The 9891-nt window shown below is 63.1% G+C and carries 8 protein-coding genes; 2 read left to right on the plus strand and 6 right to left on the minus strand.

Annotated features, from left to right (window positions below):
- Complete coding sequence (locus AC1RJW_RS27970) at nucleotides 1-1224, plus strand: TIGR04063 family PEP-CTERM/XrtA system glycosyltransferase (RefSeq protein ID WP_493047807.1); 1224 nt, start codon at nucleotides 1-3, stop codon at nucleotides 1222-1224.
- On the plus strand, nucleotides 1221-3656 hold the full coding sequence (locus AC1RJW_RS27975) for a glycosyltransferase (RefSeq protein WP_493047808.1): 2436 nt from the start codon (nucleotides 1221-1223) through the stop codon (nucleotides 3654-3656). Before AC1RJW_RS27970 ends, AC1RJW_RS27975 begins: the two co-directional genes overlap by 4 nt.
- Before the next feature lie 397 nt (nucleotides 3657-4053).
- Here the strand turns inward: AC1RJW_RS27975 and AC1RJW_RS27980 are convergent, their stop codons facing one another.
- The 6 genes from AC1RJW_RS27980 to AC1RJW_RS28005 form a co-directional block, all read right to left on the minus strand.
- Nucleotides 4054-5523 (minus strand): aminotransferase-like domain-containing protein, encoded by a 1470-nt coding sequence (locus AC1RJW_RS27980; RefSeq protein ID WP_493047809.1) that lies wholly within the window; start codon nucleotides 5521-5523, stop codon nucleotides 4054-4056.
- Between the two features lie 9 nt (nucleotides 5524-5532).
- On the minus strand, nucleotides 5533-6117 hold the full coding sequence (locus AC1RJW_RS27985) for a LysE family translocator (protein ID WP_493047810.1): 585 nt from the start codon (nucleotides 6115-6117) through the stop codon (nucleotides 5533-5535).
- A 236-nt stretch (nucleotides 6118-6353) separates the two neighbouring features.
- Entirely contained in the window at nucleotides 6354-7532 is a 1179-nt protein-coding gene (locus AC1RJW_RS27990) for a DUF7832 domain-containing protein (RefSeq protein ID WP_493047812.1), read from the minus strand.
- An 884-nt stretch (nucleotides 7533-8416) separates the two neighbouring features.
- Nucleotides 8417-8785, minus strand: coding sequence for a hypothetical protein (locus tag AC1RJW_RS27995; protein WP_493047813.1), 369 nt, complete (start codon nucleotides 8783-8785; stop codon nucleotides 8417-8419).
- Between the two features lie 289 nt (nucleotides 8786-9074).
- Nucleotides 9075-9602: a DUF6882 domain-containing protein gene (locus tag AC1RJW_RS28000; RefSeq protein ID WP_493047815.1), complete on the minus strand. Its 528-nt coding sequence runs from the start codon at nucleotides 9600-9602 to the stop codon at nucleotides 9075-9077.
- On the minus strand, nucleotides 9602-9835 hold the full coding sequence (locus AC1RJW_RS28005; RefSeq protein ID WP_493047816.1) for a hypothetical protein: 234 nt from the start codon (nucleotides 9833-9835) through the stop codon (nucleotides 9602-9604). The genes AC1RJW_RS28000 and AC1RJW_RS28005 overlap by 1 nt, the downstream gene beginning before the upstream one ends.
- Nucleotides 9836-9891 lie beyond the last annotated feature (56 nt).

Below are 9891 nucleotides of genomic sequence, written 5' to 3' on the forward strand. Positions count from 1 at the left end.
ATGCGCATTTTGCACATCCTCGACCACTCGCTGCCCCTGCACAGCGGCTACGCGTTTCGCACCGTGGCCATCCTGCGGCAGCAGCGCGCACTGGGCTGGTTCACCATGCAGCTGACGAGTGCCAAGCAGGGACCGGCCGAGGGCGCGCAGCAGCTGGTCGACGGCTGGCATTTCTACCGCACGGCGCCCGAGGCGCGCTGGTGGGCGCGCCTGCCCGTGCTGCGGCAAGTGGCCGTCATCGTCGGCCTGGCCGTGCGACTGCGCCGGCTGGCGCAACGCCTCAAGCCCGACATCCTGCATGCGCACTCGCCCGCCCTGAACGCCATCGCCGCCCTCCATGCGGGCCGCGCGCTGGGCATCCCCGTCGTGTATGAAGTGCGCGCCTTCTGGGAAGACGCGGCCGCCGACCATGGCAGCAGCCGCTCCGGCGGCTTGCGCTACCGGCTCACGCGGGCGCTGGAAACCTATGCGCTGCGCCGTGCCGACGCCGTCACCACCATCTGCGAGGGCTTGCGGCGCGAACTGTGCGCGCGCGGCGTGCCCGCGCATAAGATCACGGTGATCCCGAACGCCGTCGATGCGCTGGCCTTCAGCACCACCGCGCCCGAAGACCTCTGGCTGGCGCACAAACTGGGCCTGCATGGCCACCTGGTCATCGGCTTCATCGGCTCGTTCTATGCCTACGAGGGCCTGGCCCTGCTGCTGCGCGCCATGCCGCGCCTGCTGGCGGCGCAGCCGGCATTGCGCCTGCTGCTGGCCGGCGGCGGGCCACAGGAAACGGCGCTGCGCGCGCTGGCGGCGCAGCTGGACATAGACCACGCCGTGGTCTTCGCCGGCAGGGTGCCGCATGCGCAGGTGGCCGCGTATTATCAGCTGGTCGACATCTGCGTGTATCCGCGCCTGCCCATGCGATTGACGGAACTGGTGACGCCCTTGAAACCGCTCGAGGCGATGGCGCAGGGGCGCCTGGTGGTGGCGTCCGACGTGGGCGGCCACCGCGAACTGGTCGAGCATGGCACGACGGGCCTGCTGTTTCGCGCCGGCGACGCCGAGGCGCTGGCGCAGACGGTCTTGAACCTGCTGCTGGCACCGGCCAGCTGGCCGGCGTTGCGGCGCCAGGCGCGCGCCTTCGTCGAGACGGAGCGCAGCTGGGGCGCCAGCGTGGGCCGCTATGCGCCTGTGTATGCGCGCGTGGCGGCGGGTGCGGTCGGAGTCGCGCCATGATCTTCACGGGCCTGCGCATCGCGCTGGTCGGCCCGCTGCCGCCGCCGGCCGGCGGCATGGCGAATCAGACGGCGCAGCTGGCGCGGCTGTTGCGCGAGGACGGCGCGCAAGTGCAGCTGCTGGCCGTCAACGGCCCCGTGCTGCCGCCCTGGCTGGCGCGCATCCGCTACCTGCGCGCCGCGCTGCGCCTGCCCGTGCACCTGTGGCGCCTGTGGCGCGCCGCCAATACGGTCGACCTGTTCCACATCATGGCCAATTCCGGCTGGTCCTGGCATCTGCAGGCGGCGCCGGCCCTGTGGATCGCCAGCTGGAAAGGCAAGCCCGCCCTGCTCAACTACCGGGGCGGCGAAGCGGCCGCCTTTTTCGCCCGATCGCCGCGCCTGGTGGCGTTCAGCCTGCGCCGCGCCAGCGCCATCGTCGTGCCCTCGGCCTACCTGGCCGGCGTCTTCGAGCAGTACGGCCATACGGCCCACATCGTGCCGAACGTGGTGGACTTGCAGCGCTTTGCGCCGGCCGCGCCGCGTGCGCCTGGCGATACCGGCCCGTGCATCCTGGTGGCGCGCCATCTGGAAAGCCTGTACGACAATGCCAGCGCCGTGCGCGCCTTCGCCCTCGTGCGGCTTGGCTATCCCGCGGCGCGCCTGGTGCTGGCCGGCGGCGGGCCGCAGCGCGCGGCGCTGGCGCGTCTGGCCAGGTCGCTCGGCGTGAAGGATGGCGTGCGCTTCGCCGGTCCCGTCGACAACGCCGCCATGCCGGCCCTGTACCAGGCCAGCGACATCGTCCTCAACCCCAGCCTGGCAGACAACATGCCCAATTCCGTGCTCGAAGCGCTGGCTTGCGGCGTGCCCGTCGTCAGCACCAACGTGGGCGGCATCCCCGCCCTGCTGCAGGACGGCGTGACGGCGCTGCTGGTGCCGCCCGGCGATCCGGCCGCCATGGCACAGGCCATCGTGGCGCTGCTGCGCGACCCGCCCCGCGCGCAGGCGCTGGCAGAGGCGGGCCTGGCGCACGCCGCCGCCTTCGGCTGGCCCGGCATCGCGCCCAGGCTGGCCTCCCATTACCGCCGCATCCGCGCCGCGCCGCGACCGGGCGCCTATACGCGCTGCGTCGCCCATTGGCTGTTTCCCCTGCATGAATGGCTCAAGGGCCACCACAGCGCGCGCCTGCTGCGCCGGCTGGAACGCTCGCAGTGGTGGAGCGCCCAGCAGCTGGAAGAATGGCAGCTGGCGCGCCTGCGCGCGCTGCTGCGCCACGCGGGCGCGCACGTGCCCTACTACCGCGCCCTGTTCGCCCGCAGCGGTTTCGACCCGGAACAGGTGCGGCAACTGGCCGACCTGTCGCGCCTGCCGCTGCTGCGCAAGCTTGACATCGCCAATGCGCGCGACAGTTTCAAATCCGCCCGCGCCACGGGCTTGCGCCCGTTCGCCACGGGCGGCTCCAGCGGCGAGCCGCTGCAATTCTTCCTCGGCCGGCGCAGGGTCAGCCACGACATCGCCGCCAAGTGGCGCGCCACGCGCTGGTGGGGCGTCGATATCGGCGACCGCGAAGCCGTGCTGTGGGGTTCGCCCATCGAATTGCACGCGCAGGACCGCGTGCGCCGCCTGCGCGACGCGCTGCTGCGCACCACCCTGCTGCCCGCGTTCGCCATGTCGCCCGCGCGCCTCGACGGCTACGTGCAGCAGTTGCGCCGCTGGCGTCCGCGCATGCTGTTCGGCTATCCGTCCGCCCTGTGCCGCATCGCCAGCCATGCCGCGGCGCGCGACCTGCCGCTCGACGGCCTGGGCGTGAAAGTGGCGTTCGTCACGGCCGAACGCCTGTACGACGAGCAGCGCGCGCAGATCGCCGCCGCCTTCGGCTGCCCCGTGGCCAACGGCTACGGCGGCCGCGACGCGGGCTTCATCGCCCACGAATGCCCGGACGGCGGCATGCACGTCACGGCCGAAGACATCATCGTGGAAATTGTCGATGGCCAGGGCCAGCCGCTGCCCGCCGGGGCCACGGGCAACATCGTCGTCACCCACCTGGCCACGCAGGACTACCCGTTCATCCGCTACGCCACGGGCGACGTGGGCGCGCTGGGCACGCAGCCTTGCGCCTGCGGCCGTGGCCTGCCCCTGCTGCAGAAAATCGAAGGGCGCAGCACGGATTTCCTCACTGCCGCCGACGGCACCGTCATGCACGGCCTGGCCCTCGTCTACATCGTGCGCGAACTGCCGCACGTGCGCAGCTTCAAGATCATCCAGGAAAGCCTGCTGCGCACGCGCGTGCTGCTCGTCAGCCAGCCGCGCCTGGACGACGCCACGCGCAGCGCCATCGTCACCGGCTTCCAGGCCAGGCTGGGCGCGCAGGTGGAGGTCATCATCGAGGAAGTCGGGGAAATCGCGGCGGAGGCGTCGGGCAAGTACCGCTATGTGGTGAGCGCGGTGGCCTAGCAGGAAGGCCTGCAGCGATACCAGATAATTCTTATTCACCACGCGGCCATGCCGGTCCAGCTCTGCCGACCACACTTCCAGCTCCGTGTCCAAGCGGTTCTCGAACCACAGCCGCGCGGCGCAAGGCATGGAAGAATAGTGTTTGAAGGTGACGCCTTCACGCTCCACATGGGTGGGCGCGCCGAAACGGGCAAGCACCGCTAGCCGCGTATCGCCAGGCTGGAGCAGATAGAACGCCGCCTTGCGGCTGTTGGAAAACACGCAGCATGCGGCGACATAGCAGGCAGGGCTGAATCGGGCGCGGCAAGCCGGCCGGAACGATGCCGGAGGCGGAATGGAGCGGCAACCAAGGATGAAATCGTGTGTGAAAGATGGATCTGCACCTACCATTCAAAGTTTAAGGAGTTGAAGAATCGCTTTTGGCGGCGCCGCTGGCGCGGGCCAGGCTTGAGCGCGCGCCAGCCACCGCGCGCAGGCGTTCTTCCAGGTAGGCGCTGACGCGCGGATGCTGGCTGAAGGCGACGTTGAAGCGGATGTGCTGGTCGGGCGTGTCGTTGGCCGAGAACGCGGCGCCGCGCATCAGCAGGATCTTGTTGCGGTAGGCGTCCTGCACCAGCAAGTCCACGTCCAGCCCTTCGGGCATCGAGCCCCACAGGAAAATGCCCGCGTCGCCGGGCTGCTCGAACAGCACGCCGGCCGCGCTCAGCTGCCGCGTGCTGGCATTGCGCGCCACCATGATCTTGCGTTGCAGCCGCTCCAGGTGCTTGCGCAGGTTGCCGGCCTTGAGCACTTCCAGCAGCACGTATTCGTTCAAGGCAGGCAAAGTCATGATGGCGTGGATCTTGGTGCGCATCAAGGGCTTGAGCAGAGAAGGCGCCGCGGCCAGGTAGCCCATGCGCAGGGCCGGACTCAGCGCCTTGCACAGGCTGGAATAGTAGATCACGCCATCCAGTCCGGACAGCGACGCCAGCCGCGTGCTGTGCCCCGGCTGGAAATGGCCGTGCACGTCGTCTTCGGCGATCAGGAAGCCATACTGCTGCGCCATGATCAGCACCTTGTGCAGGTTGGCGGCGCTGCTGCTCCATCCGGTGGGATTGTGCAGCGCCGTCTGCACGAACAGCAGGCGCGGACGGTGCGTGCGGCAGGCCGCTTCCAGCTCGTCCAGGTCGAGGCCATCGGGGCGGCGCCGGATAGGCACCAGGCGAACGCCGTCCTGGCGCAGCCTGCCGAACATCAGGAAGTATCCGGGGTCTTCCACCAGCACCGTATCGCCGGGCTGCAGGAAGGTGCGGCAGATCAGGTCGATGGCGTGGGTGCCGCCGAACGTGGTGAGGATGTGGCTGGCGTCCGCCGCGATGCCGATGCCGCGCAACAGCAGCGCGATCTGTTCGCGCAGTTCGGCCAGTCCTTGCGGCGGACAGCGCGAGGCCATGCCGGCCGCGCTGCGCGCCAGACCGCGTTGCACGGCGGCCGCCGGCAGCGCGTCCTGCAGCCAGGTGGGCGGCAAGGCGCCGCTGCTGGCCAGCAGCACGCCCGGCCGCTGGTCGTTCACTTGCTGGCTCAGCCAGACCGGCTCCTGCTCCTGGCCCGCTTCCAGCGCCACCTCGTCGGGAATGGCGCGGCTGGCGTCAGCCGGTGCGCAAACGAAGAAGCCCGCCGTGCCGTGCGTATCGATGACGCCGGCGGCCACCAGCCGGTCATACGCCACCACCACGGTGTTGGTGCTGACCGCGAGCTGCGTGGCGAGCTGGCGGATCGACGGCAGCCTGGTTCCGCCAGGCAGGACGCGTTGCGCGATCTGCTGGCGCAAGGCTGCCTCGATCTGCTGGAACAGGGCGATGGGGGAAGAGCGGTCGATGGCGAACATGGCGCAAGTCTAGCGTAAAAACGTCACGGCGAGGGCCAGCAGGATGGCGCCCATCGCCAGATTGAAGATGCGCTGGTTGCGCGGCGCTTTCAGCACGCTGCGGATCGACACGCCGAACAGCGCCCACATGGCGTTGCACGGCATGCCCACCACGGTGCCGATCACGGACACCAGCAGTGCGCTGGCGAGCATGTTGCCCTGCGCCGGCATGAAGACCGACGCCATGGTGACCGCCTTGAGCCAGCTCTTGGGGTTCAGCGCCTGAAACAGCGCCGCCTGCGCAAACGACACGGCCTTCGGCGCGCTGCTTCCCGCCACCGAGGCGCCGGCCAGCTTCCAGGCCAAAAACACCAGGTACAGCGCGCCCGCGATGCGCAGTAGCTGCTGCGCCATCGGGTACGCGACGAACACGCTGCCCAGTCCCACGCACATGAGCATGGTCTGCACAAAGATGCCGGCCTGGATGCCGAGGATGACCGGCAGCGCCCCCCGATAGCCGAAATTGGCGCCGGTGGTGGCCAGCATGACGTTATTCGGCCCGGGCGTGGCGGACATCACAAAGCAATAGCTCATCAGGGGCAGGAGTTCGGTCATGGCAGGCAGTCGCAGCGTGGAGAAGGCTCCAGTCTAGAAGCGCGGCATCGCGGCGACAAGACACAAGGCGACGCGTACAAGCACATGCTGTATCAGTCGAACGACTGCTACAGCGGCGGTACAGCTGCACGCTGTTCATATGTGTGGAACGTAGCTGCCGGACCGTCTGCCATCGGCGCACCCGGCCCGGCACACCGGACAAGCAAATCCGGCCTGGCGCGAGTCGGCCCGGACAATCAGGACTTTTGCGGCAAAATCAGGCCGCTTTGAAACGCCAGCTTGATGTCCCTTTCGTGCGAGTAGGCGGAAGCTTCCCACACCTCGCCGGCTTGCAGCCGGGTGTATGTCCGAAAGATATTCCGCCGCCACGGGGATGGCCTGGAAGCAACGTATCCAGTGAAAAACCGCTGCGCCTGTTCTTGGGTCCCGAAGCACAACAAGAATGACAAAGGGGTGGGCGTTGAATCGCAAATGGCGGGGAAACCGCCTCCATGCGACGCAAGATGCTCAAGCGCCCGCGGACGATCGGCAAATAAGGAGAAAAACGGCAGGCAGCGTTCGGCGAGCAACTGGCGCATCTCCTCAATCGAGGAGCGCGCCGTCAAGCCCGCCACCTGCCAGACAATGGAGCTGGCAGTTTTTTCGGGCCGAAGCAAGCCGCCGAATAGAACGCAACCATCGTAACCGACTCCGCCTCCCCTCTGCGCAAGCCACTTCTTCAGCGCTTTGCTGGCGATGGAGAGGTCGACCGTCATGCGAACATCGCTGCGGGAATTATAGCGTTCGGACTCGAACGATACCTCGAAAACGGTGTCCTTATCGGGAGCCACCTTCTTCCAAACGGTTCCTGCCTTGTTGGGCTTAAAGCCATGCGGCGCGAGAAATTTCCCGACTTCCTGGCAAGCATGAAGAAACTGGGTTTTGGGATCCCGCTGCCGGTTGGCGGGATCGGCCGACCACGCTTGCCATTGGCTGTAGCGCTGATCGAGCATGGGTTTCAGTTGATCGAATTTCTCCCAGGTATTCTCGACGTGATAGACGCTGGGATACTCAAAGCCATGCGCGGCGGCGTGACGGTTGAATACGTCACAATAGTCTTGCAGAAAGCTGCCATGCTGTCGGGCAAATGCCGACTTTTCATCGTAATAGTCAACGGTGAAAGCATTGCCCTGGTCGTTGATATCTTCTTCCCATAGCTTGCCATCGCACGCATCGAGCAGAAATTGAAGCCCCGTCATTTCCCGACTTGCCAGACGCCTTAGCTCGTCGGAGGAATCTGTACGGTGGAAATCGCCCGCCATGCCCTCATGAACCAACCAGGCCAGGAACATGCCGATATGGATGCCGCCATTCTCTTCCGGCAAATCATCGGGATATTTTCCGCCAGAATGCCAATCAATCCTGTCATACGCCATTGTGCAAATCCATAAAAATATCAAATATCGGAATAGTAATTCTTTAATGTTCCAGCGCAATTGCCAGCGTGCCTGGTAACACCCTGATCTGGCCAATCGACGTCACTTATCCTCCTCGGCATGTCCTGATTATCTTTGCTTTTCTCCGTCCGCAGCCGGCTGCCATCGTTGCCAGGTATCGCTCCAAAGCGGCCATAGCAATTCAAGCGATGAAGGCCACTATTCGGTTAGGACGATGCATACAATTCTTTCACGCGCTTGAATATCTCGCAGTCGCGTGTTATCAAGAAAATATTCGGCGTGCCGGCTCCTAGCACATGAAGCGGTTGTGTTTTCCTGATTTGTTCCCAAAACAATTCAGTTGCATCACACTCGTCGAGCACTGAGAAATTGTATCGGTTTACATGGTTGCGCAATGGGACAACCTGGGGTGTGGAATTAAAAACGTACCATTCGTCGAAGCCCGGGGCCGGCAATTCTGAAGGTTGCACAACTTCCTTACTGATCGCTGTAGTTTCGAAGAGACGCCAACCTGCATTTAGCTCATCCTCAGATGGCATATACGGCCCACTGTCACACGACGTAATTGCGATCTGCCTCCCAACCACCAGTTCCGGCGCCACCCGAAGTAGATCAGTCAAAGAGGGATCCCATGCTTCAGACCACTGAATTATCCAGTAACCGAACCGTTTAGCGTCTTTCATCCCATCGACCCTTTAAGCGAAAATGTCTTTTAACTCCGCAAATTGGATGTCCGCTCCTGGCCGATTAGCGACGATCGGAAGTCGCCCCGAAGCGAACTGGGAGACATATTGTCTACTTATCTCGAACGCGCGTAGCGTCTCTATTCAGTCGCACCGAAGGCGGCGGGCGGAGCACTATGTTCAGCCGTTAGCATATTCAAATTCCTCGAATGGTAGTTCGATTGGAGAAAGTAGATAGGAAATACCATCTTCGGATTGCTTCACGTGCCAGACAGCGATCCCAACTGGAGGAACCCGTAATGCTAACGGAAACGCGAACGGCGGAACCCAGAGCAATTCGACGTCGCCGTCGCCGGCCCAGCCTATTTCAAGAAAGGATGTCTTGGCTTGTTCAATGTAAGGCGCAGCCTTGGCTGCAGATCCAAGCACAAATGCGGGTTTCAAGGCGAACTGACGGTTGTCGATATATTCGTAACCATACGCGTGGAAATCCCTCATTGCTTCGGGTGGATAGTTGACAATCTGTCCTATTGGAATCGTGTAGCCCATATTTTTCTTGAAGTAGTGATAGCAGAACAATGAGGTGATGGACTTTAGCACACCCCAAAAGTGAGGGGGAAATGATCTTCGGAGATCTTGCTCCGTAAAATCCAAGGTCTGCCTCGCCCCGTCTAACCGCTCAGTTCACGTCAGTCAGCTTTTGGCCGGTTGCCGTCGTTGGCAGGTTCCGCCCCGAAGCGGACGAAACGTTTTACTTACACGTATAAGACGCGCCACGAATCAATGAGTCAATTGCGCTTTCACTCAACCAAGGATAACGTACTTTACACAGCATGAATTAACTGGGATTAGAAGTTTTAATCTCTATTTCTCCGAAAGTCATAAAGACCAATGCGGTGCCATCTGGGCCACGATATACACCATTGGCGTTTCCTAAGCGGTTCGCTACTGCCGCGAAGGCCCAGGCGTCGTCTTCGGAACACTGTACTGTCCGGGTAGTAAAGACCGTTACTTTACCTTTCTCACCCCACGCCAGCGCGAGTTGAGCGTGGTGACGTAAATTTTCGGGAACCGAGGGATGATCCCATCCCCAAAGGAACGTCCCATCCGACCTGTTATAGGTACCAACAACCTGAATCGACGCGCTCGCGACCGTACCGTTTTTAAAATACAACGTGATCGTACCGTCATCTAGATCAGCAGCCCAACGGTCCTCCTCCCCTAAGTGCCACGTAGTTGCATGAGCTGAAGTCTGTTGCATCAAGCCATGTTTTGCGGCTTCAATAAATTCCATAGGTGTGTGATCCGCTACTACAGGTGCCGGTAGTGCAGACATGCCGAAAGCGGCAAATATTTTCTCAAACATTAGTTTATCGTTTTAGGCAAAAGGGACAAAAGGGACAAAAGGGGCAAAAGGCTACCATCAAGCTCCAGGTAGCGACAAAATATTTTTGCTAAGGACAATGGCGGTTTTTGGCCGGTATCGGCCGCATGAATCTCCGGCGTTTCCTCGGCCGTGGGTGAAAAACTCCACATGTTTTCCATTGCTTCGCGATTGATGTCGTCGGCATCAATTAACACCTCATCGTCTTGCGCCATTTCCAGTCATGCATTGACTGTCCTGCAATTCATCATGTCGTCATGCATCCCATGTT

It is taken from the genome of Janthinobacterium sp. GW822-FHT07A03 (assembly GCF_058798815.1).

What these genes read in the sequence shown, in the direction of transcription:
- AC1RJW_RS27990 (WP_493047812.1), bottom strand. Translation starts at nt 7,532, where the DNA reads ATGGCGTATGACAGGATTGATTGGCATTCTGGCGGAAAATATCCCGAT.
- AC1RJW_RS27975 (WP_493047808.1), top strand. Translation starts at nt 1,221, where the DNA reads ATGATCTTCACGGGCCTGCGCATCGCGCTGGTCGGCCCGCTGCCGCCG.
- AC1RJW_RS27980 (WP_493047809.1), bottom strand. Translation starts at nt 5,523, where the DNA reads ATGTTCGCCATCGACCGCTCTTCCCCCATCGCCCTGTTCCAGCAGATC.
- AC1RJW_RS28000 (WP_493047815.1), bottom strand. Translation starts at nt 9,602, where the DNA reads ATGTTTGAGAAAATATTTGCCGCTTTCGGCATGTCTGCACTACCGGCA.
- AC1RJW_RS27995 (WP_493047813.1), bottom strand. Translation starts at nt 8,785, where the DNA reads ATGGGCTACACGATTCCAATAGGACAGATTGTCAACTATCCACCCGAA.
- AC1RJW_RS27970 (WP_493047807.1), top strand. Translation starts at nt 1, where the DNA reads ATGCGCATTTTGCACATCCTCGACCACTCGCTGCCCCTGCACAGCGGC.
- AC1RJW_RS27985 (WP_493047810.1), bottom strand. Translation starts at nt 6,117, where the DNA reads ATGACCGAACTCCTGCCCCTGATGAGCTATTGCTTTGTGATGTCCGCC.
- AC1RJW_RS28005 (WP_493047816.1), bottom strand. Translation starts at nt 9,835, where the DNA reads ATGGCGCAAGACGATGAGGTGTTAATTGATGCCGACGACATCAATCGC.